The 25213-nt window shown below is 62.0% G+C and carries 28 protein-coding genes; 19 read left to right on the top strand and 9 right to left on the bottom strand.

Going from position 1 to position 25213, the window contains the following annotated elements; genetic code table 11:
* The first annotated feature begins 48 nt into the window (after window positions 1-48).
* Genes mpl through KZX66_RS09215 form a run of 3 tightly spaced genes read left to right on the top strand, consistent with a single transcriptional unit; the run spans window position 49 to window position 2301 of the window.
* Entirely contained in the window at window positions 49-1398 is a 1350-nt protein-coding gene (gene mpl, locus KZX66_RS09225; protein WP_248078592.1) for a UDP-N-acetylmuramate:L-alanyl-gamma-D-glutamyl-meso-diaminopimelate ligase, read from the top strand.
* Entirely contained in the window at window positions 1395-2024 is a 630-nt protein-coding gene (ubiX, locus tag KZX66_RS09220; RefSeq protein ID WP_065910043.1) for a flavin prenyltransferase UbiX, read from the top strand. The genes mpl and ubiX overlap by 4 nt, the downstream gene beginning before the upstream one ends.
* Window positions 2017-2301, top strand: coding sequence for a YceK/YidQ family lipoprotein (locus KZX66_RS09215; RefSeq protein ID WP_248078590.1), 285 nt, complete (start codon window positions 2017-2019; stop codon window positions 2299-2301). Before ubiX ends, KZX66_RS09215 begins: the two co-directional genes overlap by 8 nt.
* A 24-nt stretch (window positions 2302-2325) precedes the next feature.
* On the opposite strand, the gene KZX66_RS09210 is transcribed toward KZX66_RS09215, so the two are convergent.
* From KZX66_RS09210 to KZX66_RS09200, 3 genes are all read right to left on the bottom strand, one after another.
* A complete protein-coding gene (locus KZX66_RS09210; protein ID WP_248078588.1) occupies window positions 2326-2967 on the bottom strand; it encodes an oxidoreductase in 642 nt (213 codons plus the stop codon).
* Window positions 2968-2996: 29 nt separating this feature from the next.
* Entirely contained in the window at window positions 2997-4715 is a 1719-nt protein-coding gene (locus KZX66_RS09205; protein ID WP_248078586.1) for a C13 family peptidase, read from the bottom strand.
* Between the two features lie 105 nt (window positions 4716-4820).
* Window positions 4821-5276, bottom strand: coding sequence for a MaoC family dehydratase (locus tag KZX66_RS09200; RefSeq protein ID WP_248078584.1), 456 nt, complete (start codon window positions 5274-5276; stop codon window positions 4821-4823).
* A 162-nt stretch (window positions 5277-5438) separates the two neighbouring features.
* Here KZX66_RS09200 and KZX66_RS09195 point away from each other — a divergent pair, with 162 nt between their 5' ends.
* The 3 genes from KZX66_RS09195 to KZX66_RS09185 are packed head-to-tail and all read left to right on the top strand — an operon-like array spanning window position 5439 to window position 7119.
* Window positions 5439-5792: a CidA/LrgA family protein gene (locus KZX66_RS09195; RefSeq protein WP_248078581.1), complete on the top strand. Its 354-nt coding sequence runs from the start codon at window positions 5439-5441 to the stop codon at window positions 5790-5792.
* Window positions 5789-6505: an LrgB family protein gene (locus KZX66_RS09190; protein ID WP_248078578.1), complete on the top strand. Its 717-nt coding sequence runs from the start codon at window positions 5789-5791 to the stop codon at window positions 6503-6505. Before KZX66_RS09195 ends, KZX66_RS09190 begins: the two co-directional genes overlap by 4 nt.
* A 20-nt stretch (window positions 6506-6525) precedes the next feature.
* Entirely contained in the window at window positions 6526-7119 is a 594-nt protein-coding gene (locus tag KZX66_RS09185; protein ID WP_248078575.1) for an LON peptidase substrate-binding domain-containing protein, read from the top strand.
* Here the strand turns inward: KZX66_RS09185 and KZX66_RS09180 are convergent.
* Both KZX66_RS09180 and KZX66_RS09175 read right to left on the bottom strand, forming a co-directional pair.
* Window positions 7113-8429, bottom strand: coding sequence for a bifunctional DedA family/phosphatase PAP2 family protein (locus tag KZX66_RS09180; protein WP_248078572.1), 1317 nt, complete (start codon window positions 8427-8429; stop codon window positions 7113-7115). The two genes, KZX66_RS09185 and KZX66_RS09180, sit on opposite strands and share 7 nt — an antisense overlap.
* 25 nt (window positions 8430-8454) lie before the next feature.
* Entirely contained in the window at window positions 8455-9138 is a 684-nt protein-coding gene (locus tag KZX66_RS09175) for a DNA-3-methyladenine glycosylase (protein ID WP_248078758.1), read from the bottom strand.
* Between the two features lie 174 nt (window positions 9139-9312).
* Between KZX66_RS09175 and KZX66_RS09170 the strand changes: the two genes are divergently transcribed.
* From KZX66_RS09170 to KZX66_RS09110, 13 genes are all read left to right on the top strand, one after another.
* Window positions 9313-10578 carry a glutamate-5-semialdehyde dehydrogenase gene (locus KZX66_RS09170; protein WP_248078569.1) on the top strand — a complete coding sequence of 422 codons (1266 nt, stop codon included), beginning with the start codon at window positions 9313-9315 and terminating at the stop codon, window positions 10576-10578.
* A complete protein-coding gene (gene nadD / locus KZX66_RS09165; RefSeq protein ID WP_120450098.1) occupies window positions 10578-11222 on the top strand; it encodes a nicotinate-nucleotide adenylyltransferase in 645 nt (214 codons plus the stop codon). The genes KZX66_RS09170 and nadD overlap by 1 nt, the downstream gene beginning before the upstream one ends.
* Before the next feature lie 69 nt (window positions 11223-11291).
* Window positions 11292-11786, top strand: a complete 495-nt coding sequence (rsfS, locus tag KZX66_RS09160) for a ribosome silencing factor (protein WP_003176298.1) — start codon at window positions 11292-11294, stop codon at window positions 11784-11786.
* Between the two features lie 9 nt (window positions 11787-11795).
* Window positions 11796-12263 (top strand): 23S rRNA (pseudouridine(1915)-N(3))-methyltransferase RlmH, encoded by a 468-nt coding sequence (gene rlmH, locus KZX66_RS09155; RefSeq protein WP_003176297.1) that lies wholly within the window; start codon window positions 11796-11798, stop codon window positions 12261-12263.
* Between the two features lie 15 nt (window positions 12264-12278).
* A complete protein-coding gene (gene mrdA / locus KZX66_RS09150; RefSeq protein ID WP_248078566.1) occupies window positions 12279-14177 on the top strand; it encodes a penicillin-binding protein 2 in 1899 nt (632 codons plus the stop codon).
* Window positions 14178-14208: 31 nt separating this feature from the next.
* Window positions 14209-15312, top strand: coding sequence for a rod shape-determining protein RodA (gene rodA, locus KZX66_RS09145; protein WP_248078755.1), 1104 nt, complete (start codon window positions 14209-14211; stop codon window positions 15310-15312).
* A gap of 17 nt (window positions 15313-15329) precedes the next feature.
* A complete protein-coding gene (gene mltB / locus KZX66_RS09140; RefSeq protein WP_248078563.1) occupies window positions 15330-16340 on the top strand; it encodes a lytic murein transglycosylase B in 1011 nt (336 codons plus the stop codon).
* Window positions 16340-17338: a septal ring lytic transglycosylase RlpA family protein gene (locus KZX66_RS09135; RefSeq protein WP_248078560.1), complete on the top strand. Its 999-nt coding sequence runs from the start codon at window positions 16340-16342 to the stop codon at window positions 17336-17338. Before mltB ends, KZX66_RS09135 begins: the two co-directional genes overlap by 1 nt.
* A 179-nt stretch (window positions 17339-17517) precedes the next feature.
* Complete coding sequence (locus KZX66_RS09130) at window positions 17518-18675, top strand: D-alanyl-D-alanine carboxypeptidase family protein (RefSeq protein ID WP_181079840.1); 1158 nt, start codon at window positions 17518-17520, stop codon at window positions 18673-18675.
* An 85-nt stretch (window positions 18676-18760) separates the two neighbouring features.
* The gene (locus KZX66_RS09125) at window positions 18761-19036 is read left to right on the top strand and encodes a DUF493 domain-containing protein (RefSeq protein ID WP_248078557.1); all 276 of its coding nucleotides are present in this window, start codon (window positions 18761-18763) and stop codon (window positions 19034-19036) included.
* Complete coding sequence (lipB, locus tag KZX66_RS09120; protein WP_248078554.1) at window positions 19036-19683, top strand: lipoyl(octanoyl) transferase LipB; 648 nt, start codon at window positions 19036-19038, stop codon at window positions 19681-19683. The genes KZX66_RS09125 and lipB overlap by 1 nt, the downstream gene beginning before the upstream one ends.
* 26 nt (window positions 19684-19709) lie before the next feature.
* On the top strand, window positions 19710-20711 hold the full coding sequence (gene lipA, locus KZX66_RS09115; RefSeq protein WP_169875998.1) for a lipoyl synthase: 1002 nt from the start codon (window positions 19710-19712) through the stop codon (window positions 20709-20711).
* 149 nt (window positions 20712-20860) lie between these two features.
* Complete coding sequence (locus KZX66_RS09110; RefSeq protein ID WP_248078551.1) at window positions 20861-21781, top strand: LD-carboxypeptidase; 921 nt, start codon at window positions 20861-20863, stop codon at window positions 21779-21781.
* A 70-nt stretch (window positions 21782-21851) separates the two neighbouring features.
* Here KZX66_RS09110 and KZX66_RS09105 read toward each other — a convergent pair whose 3' ends face one another.
* The 4 genes from KZX66_RS09105 to lptE form a co-directional block, all read right to left on the bottom strand.
* Window positions 21852-23177 (bottom strand): lytic murein transglycosylase, encoded by a 1326-nt coding sequence (locus tag KZX66_RS09105; RefSeq protein WP_248078548.1) that lies wholly within the window; start codon window positions 23175-23177, stop codon window positions 21852-21854.
* A gap of 61 nt (window positions 23178-23238) precedes the next feature.
* Window positions 23239-23403: an alternative ribosome rescue factor ArfA gene (gene arfA, locus KZX66_RS09100; protein WP_003176285.1), complete on the bottom strand. Its 165-nt coding sequence runs from the start codon at window positions 23401-23403 to the stop codon at window positions 23239-23241.
* An 83-nt stretch (window positions 23404-23486) separates the two neighbouring features.
* Window positions 23487-24524, bottom strand: a complete 1038-nt coding sequence (holA, locus tag KZX66_RS09095) for a DNA polymerase III subunit delta (protein ID WP_248078545.1) — start codon at window positions 24522-24524, stop codon at window positions 23487-23489.
* Between the two features lie 39 nt (window positions 24525-24563).
* The gene (gene lptE / locus KZX66_RS09090; protein WP_248078542.1) at window positions 24564-25169 is read right to left on the bottom strand and encodes an LPS assembly lipoprotein LptE; all 606 of its coding nucleotides are present in this window, start codon (window positions 25167-25169) and stop codon (window positions 24564-24566) included.
* Between the last annotated feature and the right edge of the window lie 44 nt (window positions 25170-25213).

The raw sequence follows: 25213 nt of genomic DNA, 5'->3' as shown, positions 1-25213 counted from the left end.
ATTTGCCCCTCCCTGCGCTAACCTGCCTCGATGTTTACGAGGTCAACCATGCATATTCATATTCTCGGTATCTGCGGCACATTCATGGGCTCGATGGCCGTTCTGGCCAAGGAACTGGGCCATCACGTAACGGGCTCCGATGCCAATGTTTACCCGCCCATGAGCACACAACTGGAGGCTCAGGGCATTGAGCTGACCCAGGGTTACGACCCGGCGCAATTTGACCCGGTCCCGGACCTGGTGGTGATCGGCAACGCCATGTCCCGTGGCAACCCCGCCGTCGAGTACGTCCTTAACAAAGGTCTGCCTTATGTGTCCGGCCCGCAATGGCTGGCCGACCACGTATTGCAAGGTCGCTGGGTACTGGCCGTTGCCGGCACCCATGGCAAAACCACCACCAGCAGCATGCTGGCCTGGGTGCTGGAGCACGCGGGCATGAGCCCGGGTTTCCTGATCGGTGGTGTGCCACAGAATTTTTCGGTCTCCGCGCGCCTGGGGCAGACCCCGTTTTTCGTGATCGAAGCGGATGAATATGACAGCGCCTTCTTCGACAAGCGCTCCAAGTTCGTTCACTACCGCCCGCGTACCGCCATCCTTAATAATCTGGAATTCGATCACGCTGACATCTTCCCCGATCTGCCGGCCATCGAGCGGCAGTTCCACCACTTGGTTCGCACCATCCCGAGTGAAGGCCTGGTGATCCACCCCACCACCGAGCCGGCCTTGCAGCGCGTGATCGAGATGGGCTGCTGGACCCCGGTGCAGACCACCGGTGCCGGCGGGCAGTGGCAGGTCAACTTGCTCAGCCAGGACGGTTCCAGGTTTGAAGTGCTGTTCGAAGGCGAGGCCCAAGGCATTGTCGAATGGGACATGACGGGCCAGCACAACGTCGCCAACGCCTTGGTCACCCTGGCCGCCGCGCGACATGTGGGTGTGGTGCCGTCCATGGGCATCGCCGCACTGAGTGCGTTCAAAAGCGTGAAGCGGCGTATGGAAAAGGTCGCCGATGTGAATGGGATTACCATCTACGACGACTTTGCCCACCACCCCACCGCCATTGCCACCACGCTGGACGGCCTGCGCAAGCGCGTCGGTGATGCCCAGGTGATCGCGATAGTTGAGCCGCGCTCCAACTCCATGAAGCTCGGTGCGCACCGTGATGGTTTGCCCGAAAGCGTCAATGATGCCGATCAGGTGGTGTGGTACGCCCCAGCCAACCTGGGCTGGGACCTGCCGGGCGTTGCCGCGTTGTGCACCGTGCCATCGGTCGTGTGTGACTCCCTTGACGGCATCATCGAGCAGGTCAAGCGTCAGGCCAAGCCGGGGACCCACGTGGTGATCATGAGCAACGGCGGCTTCGGCGGCCTGCACGGCAAACTGGCCGAGGCGCTCAAATGAGCGGCCCGGAACGCGTCACCCTGGCGATGACCGGCGCCTCGGGCGCGCCCTACGGCCTGCGTCTGCTTGATTGTCTGGTGCGTGAAGACCGCGAAGTGCACTTTTTGATCTCCAAGGCCGCGCAATTGGTGCTGGCCACCGAGACTGATGTGGCGTTGCCGGCCAAGGTGCAGATGATGCAGGCGTTCCTCACCGAGTACACCGGTGCGGCGGCGGGGCAGATCAAGGTCTATGGCAAAGAGGACTGGATGTCGCCGGTGGCCTCGGGCTCCGGTGCGCCGGCGGCGATGGTGGTGGTGCCGTGCTCGACCGGCACCTTGTCGGCGATTGCCACCGGCGCCTGCAATAACCTGATCGAACGCGCAGCGGACGTGACCTTGAAGGAGCGCCGCCAGTTGATCCTGGTGCCGCGCGAGGCGCCGTATTCGAGCATCCATCTGGAGCACATGCTCAAGCTGTCGAACATGGGCGTTACCATCTTGCCCGCGTCGCCAGGCTTCTATCACCAGCCGCAAACCATCGATGACCTGGTGGACTTTGTGGTGGCGCGGATTCTCAACCTGCTGAACATTCCCCAGGACATGCTGCCGCGTTGGGGCGAACACCATTTGAGCAGCGATGAATAAGATCCTGTTGATGGTATTGGCGTTGCACCTGGCAGGCTGCGCCACCGCCCGCACGTTGGACGCTGCGCAGCCGGGTGCGCCAGTGGTGTATGCCGGCACGCGGCTGGACTTGTATGCGATCAATGGCGGCTGCTGCGCCAGGGACCGTTTCGGTGCCGAGGCGCCCAGTTATCCTCGCGTTGACCTGCCGGCCAGTGCGTTGCTCGACACGTTGTTGTTGCCGTTGTCAGTGTTGACGGTGCTGGGAGTGGGGTTTAACGCCACCGGCGGGCTGTAAGTCGGCGGTGCCAGTGGGCGCCCGTCACTTGCCGAGCTTGCGCAACTCATCCGACTCGACGACTCGCACCCCATCCTGTTCTTCCAGCGCCAGGCGCCACATGGCCCTGGCCAGTTCGCACACTTCAATGCCGTGGTACTTGCCCGGAATCAAGCGTGACAACGGCCCGGCCAACTGCTCGGCCAGACGTGGTTCCAGGCGTTCCCCCAGCAACAACGAAGGGCGCACGATGGTCAGTTGCGGCCAGTCCTGCGCCTTCACCGCCTGTTCCATTTCCCCTTTGACCCGGTTGTAGAACACCGAGGATTTCGGGTCGGCGCCAATCGCGCTGATCACGATCAGGTGCCGCGCACCCAGTTCCCGCGCGCGCTTGGCGAAGGCCACTACCATGTCCAAGTCGACGGCACGGAAGGCGGCTTCGGAACCGGCTTTCTTGATCGTGGTGCCCAGGCAGCAGAAGGCGATATCCACAGGGCCGCTCAACTGCGGCAAAAACACCGCCGGGTCACCCACCGGGTTTTCCAGGTGCGGGTGTTCGGCCAAAGGTTTACGGCTGGGCGCGAGGACGCGGGTGACGGTGGGTTCGTTGAGCAGGCGATCGAGCAAGTGTTCGCCGGTGAGGCCAGAGGCTCCGGCAAGCAAAATATGCTGAGGCGTCAGATACATAGTGTTTCCCCCTTATTACACGTTACAGCTTAGTTGCCTTTGGCTTCCTTGCTATTCATTGAGACGCTTTCGAGCGCCTTTCGTGCCTGCTGCTTGCGTAATAATTGCCAATGGGTAATCACGCCTTTTGGCGCCCAGATCTGCGGCTCGGAGGCTTCGAAGTTGTCTGCCTGTTCGCGCTCGCTCACATGCAACTGCGCCAGTTTGAAGGCTTGCTGCAAGTCGTCGGTCTGGTTGAGGGCTTGGGCGAAGAGGGCGTCGCCGAAGTAGGTGAAGTCGGCTTCCTCGGAGCAACCGAAGGACACGCGGTCGGCGCGCGATGCGGTCATGATCAGGGTGTGTTCATCTTTGAGCGCCGGGATGAAACCGCCGGAGTAGCAGGCGGAAATCACCACGATCTTGTCACGGTTCTTTAATGGGCTGAGCACCGCCGCCAGTTCATCGGCGGGCAAGTCGGCCAGTTCCATGCGCGGTTGGTCCAGCACCAGCTCGTGTTCGTGGGTGCCGTGGCTGGTCAGGTAGATAAACACCAGGTCTTCCGGCCCGGTGCGCTCGGACAGGGTTTGCACGGCGCGGCGCAGGCTTTCACGGGTAGCCAGGGGGCGGTCGGCGATATGGTCGCGGTGGTTGACCAGGCGGATCTGCCCCCGAGCACCGAAGCGCGAGGCGAGCATATTGCTGACGTAATCGGCCTCGCGCAGGAACACGCTTTGTTTGCCGTCGCCGGCCAGCACCAGGGTGTACAGCTCGACGGCGGAGGTGGACGGGGGCACGGCGGCGAGTGCGGCATCGAGCAAGCGACCCTGGGCCAGCACGCCGATTTCCAGTGGGTCGGGCAGCAGCTTGCCGTCGGCGTCACGCACGCGCATGCCGTTGACCCACGTGCCGGCCTGCACGGTGCCGTCGGTGAGTACCAGGGTGCCCCGGCCTTGATAGTTGTCGCTGTCGAAGCCACCGATGTAGAAGCTGCCGTCCGTGAGGTTCAGGCGGCCTTCGCCGGTGAAGCGCCAGTCGCTGAACTGGCCGACGTAGTGGCTGCCATCCACGCCGATCAACTCGCCCTTGCCGCTGAGCGAGCCTTCCTTGAACTGACCGATCCACACGTCGCCGTCGGCGTTTTCATAACGGCCCTTGCCGTTGAGCTGGTTCTGTTTGAACTGGCCGACATAGATGTCGCCGTCGGCGCTGTTGAAGGTACCGTTGCCCTCCAGTTGGCCATTGACGAAGTGCCCGCTGAACTGGTTGCCGCTGTCGTCGTTGCGCTGGCCTTCGCCGTTGGGTTTGCCGTGGGCGAACTGGCCCTGGTATTGGCTGCCGTCGGCCAGCTCCAGGCGCCCCAGTCCCGAGTACTGGTCGTCCTTGAATTCGCCGCGATAGGTCATTTGCCCCTCTTTGAGGGTGCCTTCGCCGTTGCGCCGGCCGTTCCTGAAACCGCCGACATAGTGGCTGCCCGCCGTGGTCAGGCTGCCCTGGCCGTCAAACAGGCCCTGCTTGAACTGGCCTTTATAGACTTCGCCATTGCTGCCATGCCATTCGCCCTGGCCATGCCATTGGCCCTTGTCGAACTCGCCGGCGTACCAGCTGCCGTTGGGGTAGTCGACGCGGCCCTGGCCTTGCAGCAAACCATTGACCACATCGCCCCGGTAACGGCCGCCATCGGGCAGGCGCGCATCGGGCGGCAACAGCGATTCGCCGTCTCCGCAAGCGGTGAGCAACAGGGCGAGGGCAAGGGGGGCGAGTGGGCGCATAGCGGGATCCGGATAATTGAGCGCCGAGTATGCCGCAGCTGCAGGTTTCATACATAAATTTACATACCCTGTGGTGAGTTTTGCTGCCTCACCACAGGGAAGGCCTTACACGAAGCAGAGTGACAGCGACTCGGCGATGTAGGCCGGTTTTTCCTGGCCTTCGATCTCCAGGGTGGCGGTGGCCTTGAACAGCCATTGCCCGGGTTTTTTCTCGGTGACATCGGTGAGGGTCACGGCCAGACGCACCTTGGAGTCGACCTTCACCGGTTGGATAAAGCGCACGCTGTCCAGGCCGTAGTTGACCGCCATTTTCAGGCCTTCGGGCATGATCAGGATGTCTTCCATCAATTTGGGCATCAAAGACAGCGACAGGAAACCGTGGGCGATGGTGCTGCCGAACGGGGTTTGCGCGGCCTTGACCGGGTCAACGTGGATGAACTGATGATCGCCGGTGGCTTCTGCGAACAGGTTGATACGGGCCTGGTCGATGGTGAGCCATTCGGAACGTCCCAGTTCCTTGCCGACATAGTCGTTGAGCTGCGCTACAGGTACATACGGCATTGCGTCTCTCCTTGGTTCATCGAAGCTGTTTTATGGGTGACAGGGAACCAATGTAGATCATCATGGGCAATCAACCCGGTCAACCCACCATGCTTTTGGCGAATGCCGATGCATAGAGCGGGCGTGCTTATAATGCGGGCGGTCTTGAAGGGGGAAGAACGGATGTTGTTACGCGGTCTGACGTGGCTGGTGCTGTTTCAATTGATCGGCACGGCGATCAATCATTTGCTGGTACCGGTGCTGCCGGGGCCGATTATCGGCCTGCTGCTGATGCTGGGCTATCTGGTGTGGCGTGGCGAAGTCGGCGAGCCCCTGAGCCTTGCAGCCAGCAGCCTGTTGCGTTATCTGCCGTTGCTGCTGGTGCCACCGGCAGTGGGGGTGATGGTGTACGCCAAGGATATCGCCGCTGATTTCTGGGCGATTGTTGGCGCACTGGTGCTGTCGCTGGTGGTGGCCATGGCCTTCGTTGGCGTGCTGATGCAGCAGATGGTCAAGCGCAAGGAGAAAGATCAATGATCTTCGACTGGCACGGCGCCTGGACGGCCGTCATTCATCACCCGTTGTTCGGTATAGGCATCACCCTCGGCGCTTACCAACTGGTGCTGGCAGGTTACGAGAAGACCCGCTGGATTTTCCTGCAACCGGTGCTGGTGTCCATGTTGCTGGTGATCGGCGTATTGCTTACCTGTGGTCTGAGCTACACCGAATACCGCAAGAGCACCGAGATCATGGGCATCCTGCTGGGACCCGCGACGGTGGCCCTGGCGGTACCGCTCTACCTAAATCTGCGGCGCATTCGCCAGTTGTTCTGGCCGATTTTTACTACGCTGGTGATAGGTGGGGTGCTGGCCACCGGCCTGTGCGTGCTGCTGGGTTGGTGGTTTGGCGCCGAACACATGATGTTGATGACCATGGCGCCCAAGTCGGTGACCTCGCCGATTGCCATGCTGGTGGCCGAACAGATTGGCGGTGTTGCGGCGTTGGCGGCGGTGTTCGTGCTGATCACCGGAGTGGTGGGCGCCATGGTGGGTCCGGCGCTGCTCTCTGGGCTTGGGGTGTACAGCCCGGAGGCGCGCGGCATGGCGTTGGGCATGACCGCTCACGCTGTCGGCACCTCGGTGGCCCTGCAGGAAAGCGAAGAGTGCGGTGCCTTTGCGGCGCTGGCGATGAGCTTGATGGGCGTGGCCACGGCGGTGTTCCTGCCGTTGGCTGTGTCGGTCATTGTTTAACCGGGTTTAAGGAAACCTTTATGAGTCTGGCGTTGTTTCCGCTCAATACCGTGCTGTTCCCAGGCTGCACCCTCGACCTGCAACTGTTCGAGGCGCGCTACTTGGACATGATCAGCCGCTGCATGAAAAAGGGTGAAGGCTTCGGCGTGGTGTGCATCCTCGACGGCAAGGAAGTCGGCACGGCGCCGGAGGGCTACGCGCGGATCGGCTGTGAAGCACTGATTCGCGACTTCAAGCAGCAGGACAACGGCCTGCTTGGCATTCGTGTCGAAGGCGGTCGCCGTTTTCGGGTGGTCAGCGCCGAGGCGCAGAAGGACCAGTTGCTGGTGGCGCAGGTGCAGTGGCTCGAGGAACTGCCGGACCAGCCGCTGGAAGAGGAGGACGCCGATCTGTTGGCGTTGCTTCAGGCCCTGGCCGAACATCCGATGGTCGCCTCGCTGGACATGGACGCCCACGCCGATGGCCAGCAAGCCTTGGGCAATCAGTTGGCGTACCTGTTGCCCTTCACCGAGGCCGACAAGGTCGACCTGTTGCAACTCAATGACCCGCAGCAGCGGCTGGATGCGATCCAGATGCTGCTCGACGAACTGCAGGGCGAACTCTTTACTCAGTAGGCGTAACGCAGCAGTGCGTGGGATGTGCCGGTGAGTGCGATAAAACTCAACACTGCCACGATAGCCGGCAGCAGCAGCCACCAGGTTTGCTTGCGCATCGGTGGCAGTGGGCAGCGGTGCTGGATGGCGGTCAGGCTGAACGCACACACCGTCATTGCCAGCAGCGTTCCGGCCAGGATGTCACTGGGCCAGTGAACGCCCAGGTATACGCGGGACAAGGCGATAAAGGCCGCTGGAATGCAGCCCAGCAATATCCAGGTCAGGCGCAGCCGTATTGGTTGACCGCGCCCCGCGAGCACAGCCAGTGCGAGGAAAAACGCGAAGGCGCCGGACGCGTGACCGCTGGGCATGCTGAAGCTGGTCAGTGGGTCAGTGAGGATCTCCGGGCGGCCACGGGCGAAAAACAGCTTGGTGCCGGTGTTGATTAAAGCGGTGCCGGCCAGTGTGGCGCCGACGAAGACAGCGTGACGCCATTGCCGCGCCAGTAGCAGCAGAGCGGTGAATATGGCGCTGGCGATGAACATTTTCTTGAACTCGCCCAGTTGGGTGACGCTGACCATGGTCTCGTCCAGCCAGGCGCTGCGGTGCTCCTGGACCAAGGCGCTGAGGCCTTGGTCGAAATCGTTCAAATGCGGGTAGCCGATAAACAGTGCGATCAACAGCGTCAGGCTGGCACAACCGACCCACAGTGTTGCGCGCCGATGGCCACGCAGGCTGCTGTTGAGGCTCAGCCCCAGCAGCACCGCCAAACACGCGGTGACAACCCCGGCCTCAGGCCAGAAGCCTTGCGGCAGCGGCAGGCGGAACGCGGCGCCGGTGGCCCAACCCGGCAGCAAGTAGGCCACCGACCAGCCGGCTGCGGCGAGCAGGCTGACCAGCGCGAAGCGCGGGAACGGCATGTCGCACATGCCCGCCACCATTGGCAGCATGGGCCGCAAAGGGCCGATGAAACGTCCGACCAGCAGGCTGGCGATGCCGTACTTGTGGAAGTAACTTTCCGCGCCATTCATCCATTCGGGATGGTGACGCAAGCCAGGCAGGCGCCGGATATTCTGGTGGAAGTGTCGGCCCAGGAAGTACGAAACCCCGTCGCCCAACAAGCCGCCGAGAAAGCCCAGCAGCAGGGTCTCACTCAGCGACAGCGCACCGCTGCCGGCCAGTGCGGCGATCGCAAACAGCAACACCGTACCGGGCACGATCAATCCGGCAATAGCCAGGCATTCCACGCATGCGACGATAAACACCGCGGCCGCCAGCCATTGGGGGTTCAGGGTCAGCCAGCCGGTCATGCTATCGAGCCATGGGCCCATAAATCGTTACTCCATCACCACAGATTCAAATCAAAAAGTAGTCGCGGCCTTCGACCTGGCCCCGACGCAGCGGGTTCCGCGTGCAATAGGGCGCGTAGCCGGCATCGACAAAGCGGTACATCAAGTGTTCGTCCCGCCCGCTGGGGATGCCCAGGCGCGTGGTCTGAATGATGCGTGTCGGGACCTGGCCCACGTCTTCCACATACAACTGCTCCTGGTCGAAGCGCTTGGCGTCCCACATCGGCACTTTCAGGCCCAGCGCCTTGCACAGCAGCGTCTGGCCGGCACACAGCTTTTGCGAGGAGCGCGGGCTGCCATCGGCCATGGGATTGTTGAGCAGCATCTGCGCCAGGCTGGCGGGTCCGGAAAGGTCATCGACCCACGGATACGCCGATTTGATCAGTACTGCATTGCCTGGGCCGTGGGCGCTGAAGTTCAGTGAGTCGCCGCCACGGGCGTAGTACATATAGATATGTCCGCCGTCCAGAAACAAAGCCTTACGCTTTTCTGTGTAGCCGAGTGAGGCGTGACTGCCTTTTTCGGCCACGTAATAGGCTTCGGTTTCAATAATTCGTGCCGAAAGCCAGATTTCGCCGATGCGATGGCGTATGACTTTTCCGAGCAGTTCGCGCGCGAGCATTTGCGCATCGCGGTCGAAGAAGCTGTCGGGCAGGGCGTTCGCGGGGCGTTGGGGGGCGGAGCTGAGCATGGCGGTCAGGGGGAATACGGCTAAATGTGACGGAATCATAACAAGTCCCACCTTAATTACCCCTGAACCTCGGGTTTTTACAGTTCATTTCGACCATCCGCCCCTCACCGCTGTCAGTCAGGCGGCGTCACAGCTATAATCTGCCGCTTTCCTCTTTGCCAAGACTCCCTGACCATGACTGAGTCCGTTCTTGACTACATGACCCGCCTGGGTCGCGCTGCCCGTCAGGCCTCGCGGTTGATCGCCCGTGCGAGCACCGCGCAGAAGAACCGTGCCCTGCTGGCCGCCGCCGATGCTCTGGATGCTTCGCGCTCCGAGCTCACCGCCGCCAACGAACTGGACCTGGCCAACGGCCGCGCCAATGGCCTGGAGCCGGCCCTGCTGGACCGCCTGGCGCTGACCCCGGCGCGTATCGACGACATGATCGAAGGCCTGCGTCAGGTGGCGAAGCTGCCTGACCCCATCGGTGAAATCCGCGATATGCGTTACCTGCCGTCCGGCATTCAGGTCGGCAAGATGCGCGTGCCCCTGGGCGTGATCGGCATCATTTATGAGTCGCGTCCAAACGTGACCATCGACGCCGCGAGCCTGTGCCTCAAGTCCGGCAACGCCACCATCCTGCGTGGCGGTTCCGAGGCGATCAATTCCAATCGCGCCATTGCTGCCTGCATCCAGCAGGGCCTGGCCGTGGCCGAGTTGCCGGCCGAAGTGGTGCAGGTGGTGGAAACCACCGACCGCGCCGCCGTGGGCGCGCTGATCACCATGCCGGAATTCGTCGACGTGATCGTGCCGCGTGGCGGCAAGAGCCTGATCGAACGTGTCAGCCGTGATGCCAAGGTGCCGGTGATCAAGCACCTGGACGGCGTGTGCCACGTGTACATCGACATCGCCGCCGATATCGACAAGGCGATCCGCATCGCCGACAACGCCAAGACCCACCGCTACGCGCCGTGCAACACCATGGAAACCCTGCTGGTGCACGCCGGCATTGCCGAGCGCGTGCTGCCGCCGCTGGCTGCCATCTACCGCGACAAGGGTGTGGAGTTACGTGGTTGTGAGCGCACCCGCGCGCTGCTGGGCGCGGACGTGATCGAGGCGAACGAGCAAGACTGGTACACCGAGTACACGGCGCCGATCCTGTCGATCCGGATCGTCGATGACCTGGATCAGGCCATCGAACACATCAACAAATACGGTTCCAAGCACACCGACGCCATTGTTTCCGAGCACTTCAGCGATGCCCGGCGTTTCCTCACCGAAGTGGATTCCGCGTCGGTCATGATCAACGCCTCGACGCGCTTTGCCGATGGCTTCGAGTATGGCCTGGGGGCGGAGATCGGTATCTCCACCGACAAGCTCCATGCCCGTGGCCCGGTTGGTCTGGAAGGTCTGACCAGCGAGAAATACGTGGTGTTCGGTGATGGTCACGTGCGCACTTGATGGCTAAACGCATAGGGCTGCTCGGCGGTACCTTCGACCCCGTGCACATCGGCCATTTGCGCAGTGCCCTGGAAGTCGCGGATGCCTTGGCATTGGATGAGTTGCGCCTGATTCCCAATTTCCGGCCGCCGCATCGCGACACCCCTCAGGTGTCACCGCAACAACGCCTGGAAATGGTGCGCCTGGCGGTAGAAGGCATCGCGCCGCTGGTGGTGGACGACCGCGAACTCAAACGCGATAAACCGTCCTACACTGTCGACACCCTGGAGCTGATGCGCGCCGAGTTGGCCGCCGATGACCAGTTGTTTCTGCTTTTGGGCTGGGACGCATTTTGCGGCCTGCCCTCTTGGCATCGCTGGGAGGAACTCCTCCAGCATTGCCACATCCTGGTGCTGCAACGCCCGGATGCCGACAGCGAACCGCCGGATGCCTTGCGCAACCTGCTGGCCGCGCGGTCGGTAAGTGACCCCTTGGCCCTGACCGGGCCGAACGGGAATATTGCATTCGTCTGGCAGACCCCGCTTGCGGTGTCCGCCACCCAGATCCGTCAACTGCTGGCCAGCGGTAAGTCGGTACGTTTCCTGGTGCCTGACGCGGTCCTGGCCTACATCGATGCGCACGGGCTTTACCGTGCGTCGAACTGAAAAGGCGCGCTTGAACGCACGAACACTCGTGCAGCGGGCGCCCGAACATACGAGCAAAACGAGTTTTATATGACGAACAAAGACGTAAGCAAAGTTAAGCGCAAAGGCACCTTCAAAAGCGCCCCGCTGCCAGTCGAAGCCCACGTTGGCCCGGAACTGGCTGGCGAAGAGCTGGTGAAAGTTGCGGTTGCCGCCCTTGAAGACGTGAAAGCCCAGGACATCCAGGTGCTGGACGTACGCGACAAGCAGAGCATCACCGACTTCATGATCATCGCCACCGGTACTTCCAACCGTCAGATCGGCGCGATGCTGGACAAGGTTCGCGAAGCCGTCAAAGCCCAAGGCGTCAAGCCACTGGGTGAAGAAGGCAAGGGCGACAGCGATTGGGTGCTGCTGGACATGGACGACGTGATCGTTCACATGATGACGTCCAACGCCCGTCAGTTCTACGACCTGGAGCGTCTGTGGAAAGGCGCCGAGCAGAGCCGTGCCGCTGATGGCAAGCACCACAGTCCGGAAGTGGGCCATGCGCACTTCGACAAGCTCAACAAAGACCAGGAATAAGGAACGGCTGTGCGCCTGCGTCTGATCGCTGTCGGTTCACGCATGCCCAAGTGGGTGGAAGAGGGCTGGCACGAGTATGCCAAGCGTCTGCCCGCTGAGCTGTCCCTTGAACTGGTGGAAATACCGCTCAACACCCGGGGCAAGAATGCCGACGTGGCGCGCTTTATCCGTCAGGAAGGCGAAGCCATGCTGGCAAAGGTCGGCCCCAACGAGCGCATCGTCACCCTCGAAGTGCACGGCAAACCCTGGAGCACCGAGCAGCTGGCGGTGGAACTGGACCGCTGGCGCCTGGACTCGCGTACCGTCAACTTCATGGTGGGTGGCCCGGAAGGGCTGGCACCGGAAGTCTGCGCACGGGCCGACCAGCGCTGGTCGCTGTCGGCGCTGACGTTGCCGCACCCGTTGGTGAGGATTTTGATCGGTGAACAGCTGTATCGCGCCTGGACAGTTCTGTCCGGGCACCCTTATCACAAATAATCTGCGCCCCTCCCGATGACCCAGCCGATCCGCATCAAGGACCACGAGAAAGACGCACGTCTTGTACGCGCGCGCGTGGTGTTTGGCGCAATCATGGTGGTGGTGTTGATCGGGGTGCTGATCGCCCGTCTGTATTTCCTGCAGGTGATCCAGTACGACTATCACTCCACGCTGTCGGAAAATAACCGGGTGCATGTGCAACCGATTCCACCGACCCGTGGGTTGATCTTCGATCGCAATGGCGTGGTCGTCGCCGATAACCGGCCCAGCTTCAGCCTGAGCATGACCCGCGAGCGTTCCGGCGATTGGCAGCAGGTCCTCGATGTGATCGTCGAGGTGCTGCAGTTGACCCCGGAAGACCGGGTGATCTTCGAAAAACGCATGAGGCAGGGGCGCCGGCCTTTCGAGCCGGTGCCGATCCTGTTCGAACTCACCGAAGAGCAGATCGCCCGTATCGCGGTGAACCAGTTCCGCCTGCCGGGGGTGGAGGTGGTGGCGCAGTTGGTGCGTCATTACCCCCAGGGGCCGCACTTTGCCCACTCCGTCGGCTATATGGGGCGGATCAACGAGAAAGAGCTCAAAAGCCTCGATCCCGTCAATTACAGCGGCACCCACCATATTGGCAAGACTGGCATCGAGCGTTTCTATGAGCCCGAGCTGCACGGTCAGGTGGGTTACGAAGAAGTCGAGACCAACGCCCGTGGCCGCGTATTGCGCGTACTCAAGCGTACCGACCCGGTGCCGGGCAAGGACATTGTGCTGAGCCTGGACATCAAGTTGCAGGAAGCGGCGGAGATGGCCCTGGGTGGGCGACGTGGCGCCGTGGTGGCACTGGACCCGAAGACGGGCGAAGTGCTGGCGATGGTCAGCCAGCCAAGTTTTGACCCCAACCTGTTTGTTACCGGCATCAGCTTCAAGGCGTATGCCGAGTTGCGTGACTCCATCGACCGGCCGCTGTTCAACCGCGTACTGCGCGGCCTGTACCCGCCCGGCTCGACGATCAAACCGGCGGTGGCGATTGCCGGCCTGGATGCGGGCGTGGTCACGGCCTCCAGCCGGGTGTACGACCCCGGCTACTACATGCTGCCCAACTACGATCACAAATACCGTAACTGGAACCGCACCGGCGACGGCTATGTCGACCTGGATACCGCGATCATGCGCTCCAACGACACCTATTTTTACGACCTGGCCCACAAGCTGGGGATCGACCGCCTGTCCGCCTATATGGGCAAGTTCGGCCTCGGTCAGAAAGTCTCCCTGGACATGTTCGAAGAATCCCCGGGCCTGATGCCCTCGCGCGAGTGGAAGCGTGCGACCCGACGCCAGGCGTGGTTCCCGGGTGAGACGTTGATCCTCGGGATTGGCCAGGGTTATATGCAGGCCACGCCGTTGCAACTGGCCCAGGCCACCGCGCTGGTGGCCAACAAAGGCATCTGGAACCGTCCACACCTGGCCAAGACCATCGAGGGCGAAAAACCGGTGGATGACAATCCGATTCCGGACATCGTACTGCGCGACCCGTCCGACTGGACCAAGGTCAACCATGGTATGCAACAGGTGATGCACGGCGCCCGTGGCACCGCGCGCAAAGCGGCCATCGGCGCGCAATACCGCATTGCCGGCAAAAGCGGCACCGCCCAGGTGGTCGCGATCAAGCAGGGCGAGAAATACGACCGCTCCAAGGTTCAGGAGCGTCACCGCGACCACGCCTTGTTCGTCGGCTTCGCGCCGGCGGACGACCCGAAAATCGTTGTTGCCGTGATGGTGGAGAACGGCGAGTCCGGCTCCGGGGTCGCCGCGCCCGTGGTGCGCCAGGTGATGGATGCCTGGCTGCTGGCCCCCGACGGCAGGCTCAAGCCCGAATATGGCGGCCCCCCTTCAATCCCCGAGGTTACGGCCAGTGAAGAGTAATTTTGACCGCATCCTCTCCAGTGAGGATGTGATGCGTCGCCGTGCGACGTTGCTGCAGCGCATGCACATCGATGGCCCGTTGTTGATCCTGTTGCTGACCCTGGCCGCCGGCAGCCTGTTCGTGCTGTATTCGGCCAGTGGCAAGAACTGGGACCTGCTGATCAAGCAAGCGTCGTCGTTTGGCCTGGGCCTGTTGTCGATGGTGGTGATCGCGCAGCTCGAACCGCGGTTCATGGCGCGTTGGGTGCCCTTGGGGTATGTCGCCGGCGTATTGCTGCTGGTGGTGGTGGACGTGATGGGGCACAACGCCATGGGTGCGACCCGCTGGATCAACATCCCAGGTGTTATTCGCTTCCAGCCGTCGGAATTCATGAAGATCCTGATGCCGGCCACCATCGCCTGGTATCTGTCCAAGCGCACCTTGCCGCCGCAGCTTAAACACGTGGGGATCAGTCTGCTGCTGATCGGTATCCCCTTTGTGCTGATCGTGCGCCAGCCGGATCTGGGCACCTCGCTGCTGATCCTTGCCGGGGGCGCGTTCGTACTGTTTATGGGGGGGCTGCGCTGGCGCTGGATCCTCAGCGTGTTGGCCGCTGCGGTACCCGTGGCGGTGGCCATGTGGTTCTTCTTCATGCACGACTACCAGAAACAACGGATTCTCACCTTCCTCGACCCGGAGAGCGACCCGCTCGGCACCGGCTGGAACATCATCCAGTCGAAAGCGGCCATCGGTTCCGGCGGCGTATTTGGTAAGGGTTGGTTACTGGGCACCCAGTCTCATTTGGACTTTCTGCCCGAGAGCCACACCGACTTCATTATTGCGGTGATGGGCGAAGAGTTCGGCCTGGTGGGCATTTGCGCGCTGTTGCTGATCTATTTGCTGCTGATCGGGCGTGGCCTGGTGATCACCGCGCAGGCGCAGACGCTGTTCGGCAAATTGCTCGCCGGTGCCCTGACCATGACTTTTTTTGTTTACGTTTTCGTCAACATCGGTATGGTCAGTGGCCTGTTGCCGGTGGTTGGGGTGCCGTTGCCATTCATTAGCTACGGCGGAACTTCGCTGGTGACATTGCTGTCAGCGTTTGGGGTTTTGATGTCGATTCATACGCATCGCAAGTGGATCGCACAGGTTTGAATAAGGTGAAGATGTCAATGCAAGTAATGCGCGGCTGGGCGACTCGGCATGCGTCCTGGATGGGCCTGATTGGGCTGCTGGGCGCAACGCAGGAGGCGCTGGCCGGTGACTACGATGGTTCACCCCAGGTCGCCGAATTTGTCGGTGAAATGACCCGCGACTATGGTTTCGCCGGTGAACAGCTGATGGGCGTGTTCCGCGAAGCCCAGAAAAAGCAGGCGATCCTCGACGCGATTTCCCGCCCCGCCGAGCGCGTGAAACAGTGGAAGGAATACCGTCCGATGTTCCTCACCGACGCCCGCGTGGCGAGGGGTGTGGACTTCTGGCGCCAGCACGAAGCCGTGTTGGCCCGCGCCGAGCAGGAATACGGCGTGCCGGCCCAGGTGATTGTCGCGATCATCGGCATCGAAACCTTCTACGGGCGCAATACCGGCAGTTATCGGGTGATCGACGCCTTGTCGACCCTGGGCTTCGATTACCCGCCGCGCGCCGACTTCTTCCGTAAGGAGCTGCGCGAATTCCTGCTGCTGGCCCGCGAAGAGCAGGTCGACCCGCTGACTCTCAAAGGCTCCTACGCCGGGGCGATGGGCTTGCCGCAGTTCATGCCGAGCAGCTTTCGCGCCTACGCGGTGGACTTTGACGGCGATGGTCACATCAATATCTGGAGCAACCCGGACGACGCCATTGGCAGTGTGGCCAGCTACTTCAAGCGCCACGGCTGGGTCGGCGGCGAGCCTGTTGTGGTTCGCGCCGAGGTCACCGGGGAGCGCGCCGATGAGGGCCTGACCCAGGGCATTGAGCCGGTCAAGACGGTCGGGGAGTTGCGGGCGCTGGGCTGGTCGAGTCAGAATGCGCCACGCGATGAAATGCCGGTCACGGCGTTCCGCCTGGAAGGCGAAAATGGCCCTGAATACTGGATGGGCCTGAAGAATTTTTACGCAATCACGCGTTATAACCGCAGTGTGATGTACGCCATGGCCGTGCATCAGCTGTCAGACATGCTGGTCCAAGCACGGGGCAACAAGTAATGCGGGCATCGCCGTTCAATCAACCGCTCAAGCTGGTGGCGTTCGCCGCGTTGTCCCTGCTGGTCGTCAGTTGCTCCACCAGCCGTGGCCCGGCGCCGAAGTCCGGTGGCGCCGTGGTGCGTTCCCAGCCGGGCCTGGACATCAACCGCGCGCACAAGGACGGCGCGCCGTGGTGGGACGTCGACGTGTCGAAGATCCCCGACGCCACCCCGACCCTGCACACCGGCCCCTACAAGGCCAACCCGTATACCGTGCTGGGCAAGTCGTACTTCCCGTTGCAAGACTCCAAGACCTACGTGCAATCGGGCACGGCGTCCTGGTACGGCACCAAATTCCATGGTCAGAACACCGCCAATGGCGAGGTCTATGACCTGTATGGCATGAGCGCGGCCCATAAAACCCTGCCGCTGCCCAGCTATGTGCGGGTGACCAACCTGGACAACAACCGCACGGTGATCCTGCGGGTCAATGACCGTGGGCCGTTCTATTCGGACCGCATCATCGACTTGTCCTACGCCGCTGCGAAAAAACTCGGTTACGCCGAAACCGGCACCGCGCGGGTCAAGGTCGAAGGCATCGACCCGGCGCAGTACTGGGCCCAGCGTGGCAAGCCGGCGCCGTTGATGCTCAATGAACCGCAAACCCGGCAGCCGCAAGTGACCGCATCGACCGGCAAGATCGAACAGTGGACGCCGCCGCCGCAGCAACATGCTCCGGACACGGTGGTTGTGCCCCATGCGGCGCCTGGCGCCTCGGCGGCGGGCGGGCAATACCTGCAGGTGGGCGCTTTCGCCAACCCGGATGCGGCAGAGCTGTTAAGGTCCAAACTCAGCGGCATGGTCAACGCGCCGGTGTTTATCAGCTCCATTGTGCGTAACCAGCAAACCCTGCACCGCGTACGGATGGGCCCGATCGGCTCTCCCAGCGAAGTCGCGCAAGTACAGAACAGCGTGCGCATGGCCAATCTGGGGCAGCCCAGTGTGGTCACCGCCGAATAAAAGATTGATGGTGCAGGCCCGTGCGCGGGCTTGAACCCTGGTTGTTGGCTCGTTGAAGAATAAAAACCCAGGGGCGAGGGGTGAGTGGGCAACCGAACACGTGACAGTCTGGTAGCGGGCTGTCTGAATAAAAGTTTTGCCCGAGAGGGCAAGTTTCCATAAGCAATTTCGAGAGACGGATGAACATCACCACCTTAGCCAAACGCACGTGCCTGCTTATCTCGCTGATCATCACCCCGGCCGCCTGGGCGGTTGAAATGGTGCCGGCTTCACCGCAACTGGCCGCCAAGGCCTGGGTGCTCATGGATGCCGCCAGCGGCAACGTGCTGGTCGAGAACAACGGTGACCAGCGCCTGCCACCGGCCAGCCTGACCAAACTGATGACGGCCTACATCGCGACCCTGGAAATTCGTCGCGGCCAGATCGGCGAAAACGACCCTGTGACCGTCAGCGAAAACGCCTGGCGCACCGGCGGTTCGCGGATGTTCATCAAGGTGGGCTCGCAAGTCACCGTGAGCGACCTGCTGCACGGCATCATCATCCAGTCCGGTAACGACGCCAGCGTCGCCCTGGCCGAGCACATCGCCGGCAGCGAAGACGCGTTCGCCGACATGATGAACAAAACCGTGGCCGACCTGGGCATGACCAACAGCCACTTCATGAACCCGACCGGCCTGCCGAACCCGGAGCACTACTCGTCGGCTCATGACATGGCGATCCTGGCCCGCGCGATCATTCGTGTTGACCCGGTGCACTACGCGATCTACTCCCAGAAAGAGTTCTTCTGGAACAACATCAAGCAGCCTAACCGTAACCTTCTGCTGTGGCGCGACAAGACCGTCGATGGTCTGAAAACCGGCCACACCGAAGAAGCCGGCTACTGCATGGTGTCGTCCGCCGTCCGTGATGGCCAGCGCTTGATCGCCGTGGTCTTCGGCACCAACAGCGAGCAGGCCCGTGCCGCCGAGACGCAAAAGTTGCTGACCTACGGTTTCCGTTTCTTCGAAACCCAGACCTTCTATCAGAAGGGTGCCGAACTGGCGACCGCACCGGTTTGGAAGGGCGCAACCTCCCAGGTCAAAGCCGGCCTGGCCGAAGACCTGACTCTGACCATGCCTAAAGGCCAACTGAAAAAGCTCGCCGCCAGCATGACCATGAACCCGCAATTGGTTGCGCCAATCGCCAAGGGCGACGTGATCGGTAAAGTCGAAGTGAAACTGGACGACAAGGTGGTGCACAGCGCCGATCTGATCGCACTGGACGCCGTCGACGAAGGTGGTATCTTCCGCCGCGTGTGGGATAGCATCCGTCTATTCTTCTACGGCTTGTTCAACTGATTGTGTGCACCTGCAAAGCCCCGCGTTGATCCGACGCGGGGCTTTGCCCGTCGCCACGGCTTACCGCTTACGAGGCTGTTCTGCCATGACCGATAACGAAGTAAAGGCGCCAAAGATCGAGTTCCCGGTGACGGACTATCCCGTCAAGGTGATCAGCGATACCGGTGTAGGCAACAAAGACAAGATCATCGACATCGTGCGTAAACACGCCACGATCAACGATAACCGTGTGGACGAGCGTTCCAGTACCAACGGTAAATACACCACGATCCAGTTGCACATCGTTGCGATCGGTCAAGACCAGCTCTACGACATCAACAGCGAACTGCGGGCCACGGGCTTCGTGCACATGGTGCTGTGATGTCACAGGTCCTGGGCTTTCGCGAGCTCGGCCAGATGGCTTACGAGCCGGTCTGGCACGCCATGCAGCGGTTCACCAATGAACGCGGCAGCTCGGCGCCCGACGAAATCTGGTTGGTGGAGCACCCGGCGGTGTTCACCCAGGGCCAGGCCGGCAAGGCTGAGCATTTGCTGCTACCGGGTGATATTCCGGTGGTGCAGGTCGACCGAGGTGGCCAGGTGACTTACCATGGGCCCGGTCAACTGGTCGCGTATTTGCTGCTGGATGTGCGCAAGCTGGGGTTTGGCGTGCGCGACCTGGTGAGCCGCATGGAGGCTTGCCTGATCGAGCTGCTGGCCAGTTACGGCGTGACCGCCGTGGCCAAGCCGGATGCACCGGGCGTGTACGTCGACGGTGCGAAGATCGCCTCCCTGGGGCTGCGGATCCGTCACGGTTGTTCATTTCACGGTCTGGCCCTGAATGTGGACATGGACCTGGCACCGTTCCGGCGGATCAACCCGTGCGGTTACGCCGGGTTGGCGATGACACAACTGAGCGATCACGCGACACCGATTAAATTTGCCGAGGTAAGTGCCCGGCTGCGCGCGCAGCTCGTCAAACACCTCGACTATGCTGAGCAGACGACCCTAACGGGCGGAATCGACTGATTATGACTACTGATGCAGTGCAAACCATGATCCCGACGCTGGACGTCACCGAACGTCCGGCCCCGGCCCCGCGTGCCAAGGTGGAAGCCGGTGTCAAGCTGCGCGGCGCCGAGAAGGTTGCACGCATCCCGGTGAAGATCATTCCGACCACCGAACTGCCGAAAAAGCCTGACTGGATTCGCGTACGTATCCCGGTCTCGCCGGAAGTCGACCGTATCAAGGCCCTGCTGCGCAAACACAAGCTGCACAGCGTGTGCGAAGAAGCCTCCTGCCCGAACCTGGGCGAGTGCTTCTCCGGTGGTACCGCCACCTTCATGATCATGGGTGACATTTGCACCCGTCGTTGCCCGTTCTGCGACGTGGGCCATGGCCGTCCGAAGCCCCTGGACGTCAACGAGCCGGAAAGTCTGGCCATTGCCATCGCCGACCTGAAACTCAAGTACGTGGTGATCACCTCGGTTGACCGTGATGACCTGCGCGACGGCGGTGCCCAGCACTTTGCCGACTGTATCCGCGAAATCCGCAAGCTGTCGCCGAACGTTATGCTCGAGACCCTGGTGCCCGACTACCGTGGCCGCATGGACGTGGCGCTGGAAATCACCGCCGCCGAGCCACCTGATGTGTTCAACCACAACCTGGAAACCGTGCCACGCCTGTACAAGGCTGCGCGCCCGGGTTCTGACTACCAGTGGTCGCTGACCCTGCTGCAGAAATTCAAGCAGATGATGCCGCACATCCCGACCAAATCCGGCTTGATGCTGGGCCTGGGCGAGACCGACGAAGAAGTCATCGAAGTCATGAAGCGCATGCGCGAACACGACATCGACATGCTGACCCTGGGCCAGTACCTGCAACCGTCGCGCAGCCACTTGCCGGTGCAGCGTTTCGTGCACCCGGACACCTTCGCCTGGTTCGCCGAGGAAGGCTACAAAATGGGCTTCAAGAACGTCGCTTCGGGCCCGTTGGTACGGTCCTCGTACCACGCCGACGAACAGGCCAAGCTGGTCAAGGCAAGCCTGATCTCGTAACTGCAATTTGCGCTGCGCCGCTGATCCAATGTGGGAGCGGGCTTGCTCGCGAAGCGGTGTTTCAGTCACTGATGAATCGGCTGATGCTCCGCGTTCGCGAGCAAGTCCGCTCCCACATTTCGTTCTGCGTTGATTAGGGAGAGCCGTGGATGACTGTTGCCGTACCTGCCCTTCGTGCTGAAGGCACCATAGGTCTGATCGCTCCCGCCGGTCCTGCCGCGCTGGATGTCGACAAAGCCGGGCAATGGATGCGTGCCCGCGGCTACGATCTGCATATCTTCCCCGGCGTGTATGAGCGCGACGGCTATCTCGCCGGCAGCGACAAAGTACGGCTGCACGACCTGCATGCCGCTTTCGCCAACCCCGACATCGACGCGATCTTCTGCCTGCGCGGCGGCTACGGAACGCCCCGTTTGCTGGACGCGCTGGATTTTCAACTGATCCGGGCCAACCCCAAGCCGTTCGTGGGTTACAGCGACATCACCGCGCTGCACCTGGCGATCAACCGTTACGCCGGTTTCGTGACCTTCCACGGACCGATGCTCAACGCTGACCTGCTCGGCGGTAAACAGCCTCCCACCGAGTCATCCTTGTTCAGCCTGTTGCGCGGCCAGCTCGGCGCCGGCGATACGCTGGCGCACCCGGTGGCCTTCCCGTTGACTACGATTGAGCCAGGTGTCGCCTGTGGGCGCTTGCTGGGGGGCAACCTGTCGATGATCGCGGCGGTCATGGGCACGCCGTACGAAATCGATGCCGAGGGCATCATCCTGTTCATCGAGGACGTCAACGAGCCGATTTACCGCATCGACCGCCTGCTGACGCATCTGCGTCTGGCAGGCAAGCTGGGTCAGGTTGCGGGTGTGCTGGTCGGGGATGTGGCGGGCGTCGACGGCGTTGTGCTGGCGCGGTTGCTGAAGCAGACCTTTGAACCGTTGCGCATTCCGGTGTTGTGCGGCTGGCGCAGCGGGCATTGTGATCCGAACGTGACGTTGCCAATGGGCGCTTGGGTGCGCCTGGACGCCGGGGAGCAGCGGGTGGTGCTGGAGCAGGATGTGGTGTTCAGGGGCTGACTCTGCTGGTGTTTGCCCGTTGGCTATCGGGGGGCTTGCCCCCCGATAGCAGCAGCCGCCTTCAGCAGCACTAGCGGTTCTGCAGCGACTCCAGCAGCTTCACTGTCGGATACCCATCCGCCGGCCAGCCCAGCGCCTGCTGCGCCGCACGAATCGCCTTGCGCGTGTTGGCGCCGATAATCCCGTCCGGGTTGCCCGCGTCATAACCGTTGGCGCTCAACGCCGCCTGCAAGTCGATGCGCTGGGAACGACTCAGCGGCAACTCATCCTTCGGCCACGTGCCGCGAATCACGCCACCGCCACCAAATCGTTCCGACAGCAGGCCGACCGCCAGCGCGTAGGACGACGAGTTGTTGTACTTGAGGATCGCGCGGAAGTTATCCAACACCAGGAATGCTGGGCCACGGTAACCAGCAGGCAGCAGCAGGGCCGCAGACAGTTGGTCGACGTTGGGCGGCATGCTTGCGCCCGGCGGCAGCTGGATTCCCAGGCTCATCCACTCGGCAACGCTTTTGCGTATGCCGCCGTCGGCCAGGGCGTAATCGAAGTTGGCCGGCAGTTGATTCACCTCGAAGCCCCACGGCTGGCCTTTCTGCCAGCCGGAGCTTTGCAGGTAGTGCGCGGTGGAGGCCAGGGCGTCGGCGGGGCTGTTCCAGATATCGCGGCGGCCGTCGCCGTCGAAATCCACGGCGTGGGTGTTGTAGGTGGTGGGGATAAATTGGGTCTGGCCCATCGCGCCGGCCCAGGAGCCTTTCATCTGGTCGGCCTGGATGTCGCCGTGTTGGATGATCTGCAGCGCGGCCAGCAGTTGCGCCTGGGCAAACGCCGGACGGCGACCTTCGTAGGCCAGGGTCGCCAGGGAGCGGATCACCGAGTTATTGCCCTGGAACTGGCCGAAGTTGCTCTCCATGCCCCACACCGACACCAGCGCCTGGCGGTCGACGCCATAACGTTGCTCGATGCGTTGCAGAATTTCGGCGTACTTGACCAGCAGCGCCTGGCCGTTACGCACGCGCAGCGGCGACAGCGCGCCGTCGAGGTACTCCCACACCGGGCGGGAAAATTCCGGTTGGCTGCGGTCAGCACGTATCACCGCCATATCGGGGGTGACGTTGGCAAAGGCGTTGTCGAAGACCGCTGGGGTGATCCCGGCTTTCAGCGCGTCTACACGGAAACCGGCCTGCCATTCAGCGAAGGTCTGGGTCGGTTGGATATCGAGGTTGTCCACGGCCAGGGGCGCTACGACAGCGGGTGCTGCCACGGGGGCTGTCTGGAGTTTTGGCAGGGGTTGGGCGTCGGCGGCGGTGGGCTTTTCCGCGCAGGCGACCAGCAGAATAAGGCTGGAGGCAGCGATCAATTGGCGAAGGTGCCAACGACGAGAAAGACTAGAGGGCATGCACAGGTCCAGGGATTACAAATCAGAAGCAGACCTTATCATGCCGGAGGGGCGCTTGCCTTCACGCAGCCAGAAAGTAAGAAGCCTCCCAGCTATTAGACTGGAAGGCTTCGCGGCGGTAGCTGCCTTTGCCCTTGCCGGCACGTTCTTGACGGCTGCGGAACAGTGGCTGGGCGATGATGGATTTGGCCTTGTTGGGGCCATGCTTGGATGGCTTTTTGCTCATGCTCATGACTCTTGATGGGTGGTTACAGCGGTGCAAATCATCTGCCGAAGTGGCATCGCTGTAAAGCCCGTCGAGCGGTAGGATTATTCCGCTGGTAAAGCCAGGCGCTGCCCAGACATCAACAGCGACAAACGGCTGAGGCTCATCCATGGCGAACCTGCCGCCTGGCCCTTGATTTGCGCATCGATGCGCTGCGCTTCCAGCAAAAGGTTTGCCCAGCGTTGCGCCGAGTGCCGTTGCAGGGCTTTGCTCATCAGGGGCTTGCGCTTGTCCCATACGGGCGGGCGGGCCTGGCTGAAGCACTTGTCCAGCGGGGTGCCCTGGCTGTATTGCAGCGCAATATTGGCCAGCACCCGCAGCTCACGGGCAAGGGCCCAGAGAATCACTGGCGGCTCCACCCCTTCGCCGCGCAGGCCTTCGAGCATGCGCAGGGCGTGGGCGGGTTCGCCGTTGAGGATCGCATCCACCAAGCCAAATACGTCAAAGCGGGCGCTGTCTGCCACCGCGCCCTGGACGGTCTCGACGGTAATCTGCCCGTCCTCGGCCATCAGCTTGAGCTTTTCGATTTCCTGGGCGGCAGCAAGCAAGTTGCCTTCGACCCGAGCGGCGATCAGTTCCACGGCGTCCTGGGTGGCGGACAATCCCGACTGCGACAGGCGCTGACGAATCCACTGCGGCAGTTGGTTGCTGTCCACCGGCCAGATCTGGATGAACTGGGTCTGCGTGCCTTCGACCAGGGCCTTGCCCCACTTGGTTTTCTGCGCACTGCCATCGAGCTTGGGCAGGCTGACCAGCAGCACCGTGTCTTCCGCGGGGCGCGAACAGTATTCCATCAAGGCTGCCGCGCCCTTGTCACCGGGCTTGCCCGACGGCAGGCGCAGTTCCAGCAGGCGTTTTTCGGCAAACAACGACATGCTCGCGCCGGCCTGCAGCAGCGTCCCCCAGTCGAAACTGGCGTCGGCACTGAATACCTGGCGTTCATCGAAGCCTTGTTGGCGGGCGGCGGTGCGGATGGCGTCTGCGGCTTCCTGGCACAGCAGCGGGTCATCGCCGCTGACAATGTAGACCGGCGCGAGGCCACCTTGCAGGTGCTTGGCGAGTTGGGCGGGGGCGAGTTTCATAGGCGGGGCGAACGGGGCGCCTGGGGCGCCCCGTCTGGCTTACTCGGCAGGTACTTCAACAGGCGATTGTTTCGGCGTGTTGTCTTCGTACTCTTTCGCGGCTTTCAATGCGTCGGCATCCGCCTTGGCTTTGTTGTCGGCAGCTTGCTGCAGGGTTTCGAGCTGTTCCGGGGTCAGCATAGACAGGCGCAGGACTATGCGTTGCACCAGTTCGCGGCGCATTTCCTTGCGGACCTGGATGATTTCGGAATCCGAACCGACCAGGTTGTTGCCGTCGTGGCTGACGATTTTCTGAATCTGGATCTTGTCACCCATCAACGGCAGATGGTCACGACCCTGGATTTCGAAGTTAAGCACAGTGCTCAACTCGACATCGGAGGCGCGCCCGGCGCTGGCATAGCTCAGGTTGCGCTGGGTTTCCTGCTCGTTAGCCAGGAACAGCTTGTAGGTCGCGCCGGTGTAGACGTGAACACCGCTGTTTTGCAGGACCTGGCGCAGTTGAGTGACGGTTTCGCTGTAGGCGTCGCGGGCGCTGACGTCCAGTTCCTTGATTGTCAGGTCAGTGGTGCCGGTACCGCGCAGCTGGAAGCCGCAGGCGCTCAGCAGTACGGCAAGGCCCATAACCAGCAGGTTGCGTTTGATCATTTTGTTGCTCCCCTTGAAACCATGTGGGCCTTGTCGAGGCCCTG

This window comes from Pseudomonas sp. EYE_354, from assembly GCF_023148575.1.
Taxonomy (GTDB): domain Bacteria; phylum Pseudomonadota; class Gammaproteobacteria; order Pseudomonadales; family Pseudomonadaceae; genus Aquipseudomonas.
Note: the sequence above shows the minus strand (reverse complement) of the source record. Positions and strands in the feature narration are given on the sequence as shown.

Bases quoted from the DNA above. Each gene is read 5' to 3' on its own strand.
- lipB (WP_248078554.1), top strand. From the start codon at position 19,036: ATGTCACAGGTCCTGGGCTTTCGCGAGCTCGGCCAGATGGCTTACGAG.
- KZX66_RS09135 (WP_248078560.1), top strand. From the start codon at position 16,340: ATGCGGGCATCGCCGTTCAATCAACCGCTCAAGCTGGTGGCGTTCGCC.
- rodA (WP_248078755.1), top strand. From the start codon at position 14,209: ATGCGTCGCCGTGCGACGTTGCTGCAGCGCATGCACATCGATGGCCCG.
- KZX66_RS09180 (WP_248078572.1), bottom strand. From the start codon at position 8,429: ATGGGCCCATGGCTCGATAGCATGACCGGCTGGCTGACCCTGAACCCC.
- KZX66_RS09130 (WP_181079840.1), top strand. From the start codon at position 17,518: ATGAACATCACCACCTTAGCCAAACGCACGTGCCTGCTTATCTCGCTG.
- lipA (WP_169875998.1), top strand. From the start codon at position 19,710: ATGATCCCGACGCTGGACGTCACCGAACGTCCGGCCCCGGCCCCGCGT.
- KZX66_RS09205 (WP_248078586.1), bottom strand. From the start codon at position 4,715: ATGCGCCCACTCGCCCCCCTTGCCCTCGCCCTGTTGCTCACCGCTTGC.
- KZX66_RS09170 (WP_248078569.1), top strand. From the start codon at position 9,313: ATGACTGAGTCCGTTCTTGACTACATGACCCGCCTGGGTCGCGCTGCC.
- rsfS (WP_003176298.1), top strand. From the start codon at position 11,292: ATGACGAACAAAGACGTAAGCAAAGTTAAGCGCAAAGGCACCTTCAAA.
- KZX66_RS09200 (WP_248078584.1), bottom strand. From the start codon at position 5,276: ATGCCGTATGTACCTGTAGCGCAGCTCAACGACTATGTCGGCAAGGAA.
- mpl (WP_248078592.1), top strand. From the start codon at position 49: ATGCATATTCATATTCTCGGTATCTGCGGCACATTCATGGGCTCGATG.
- KZX66_RS09195 (WP_248078581.1), top strand. From the start codon at position 5,439: ATGTTGTTACGCGGTCTGACGTGGCTGGTGCTGTTTCAATTGATCGGC.
- holA (WP_248078545.1), bottom strand. From the start codon at position 24,524: ATGAAACTCGCCCCCGCCCAACTCGCCAAGCACCTGCAAGGTGGCCTC.
- KZX66_RS09210 (WP_248078588.1), bottom strand. From the start codon at position 2,967: ATGTATCTGACGCCTCAGCATATTTTGCTTGCCGGAGCCTCTGGCCTC.
- lptE (WP_248078542.1), bottom strand. From the start codon at position 25,169: ATGATCAAACGCAACCTGCTGGTTATGGGCCTTGCCGTACTGCTGAGC.
- mrdA (WP_248078566.1), top strand. From the start codon at position 12,279: ATGACCCAGCCGATCCGCATCAAGGACCACGAGAAAGACGCACGTCTT.
- KZX66_RS09175 (WP_248078758.1), bottom strand. From the start codon at position 9,138: ATGCTCAGCTCCGCCCCCCAACGCCCCGCGAACGCCCTGCCCGACAGC.
- nadD (WP_120450098.1), top strand. From the start codon at position 10,578: ATGGCTAAACGCATAGGGCTGCTCGGCGGTACCTTCGACCCCGTGCAC.
- KZX66_RS09185 (WP_248078575.1), top strand. From the start codon at position 6,526: ATGAGTCTGGCGTTGTTTCCGCTCAATACCGTGCTGTTCCCAGGCTGC.
- KZX66_RS09215 (WP_248078590.1), top strand. From the start codon at position 2,017: ATGAATAAGATCCTGTTGATGGTATTGGCGTTGCACCTGGCAGGCTGC.
- KZX66_RS09105 (WP_248078548.1), bottom strand. From the start codon at position 23,177: ATGCCCTCTAGTCTTTCTCGTCGTTGGCACCTTCGCCAATTGATCGCT.
- ubiX (WP_065910043.1), top strand. From the start codon at position 1,395: ATGAGCGGCCCGGAACGCGTCACCCTGGCGATGACCGGCGCCTCGGGC.
- arfA (WP_003176285.1), bottom strand. From the start codon at position 23,403: ATGAGCAAAAAGCCATCCAAGCATGGCCCCAACAAGGCCAAATCCATC.
- mltB (WP_248078563.1), top strand. From the start codon at position 15,330: ATGCAAGTAATGCGCGGCTGGGCGACTCGGCATGCGTCCTGGATGGGC.
- KZX66_RS09125 (WP_248078557.1), top strand. From the start codon at position 18,761: ATGACCGATAACGAAGTAAAGGCGCCAAAGATCGAGTTCCCGGTGACG.
- KZX66_RS09110 (WP_248078551.1), top strand. From the start codon at position 20,861: ATGACTGTTGCCGTACCTGCCCTTCGTGCTGAAGGCACCATAGGTCTG.
- KZX66_RS09190 (WP_248078578.1), top strand. From the start codon at position 5,789: ATGATCTTCGACTGGCACGGCGCCTGGACGGCCGTCATTCATCACCCG.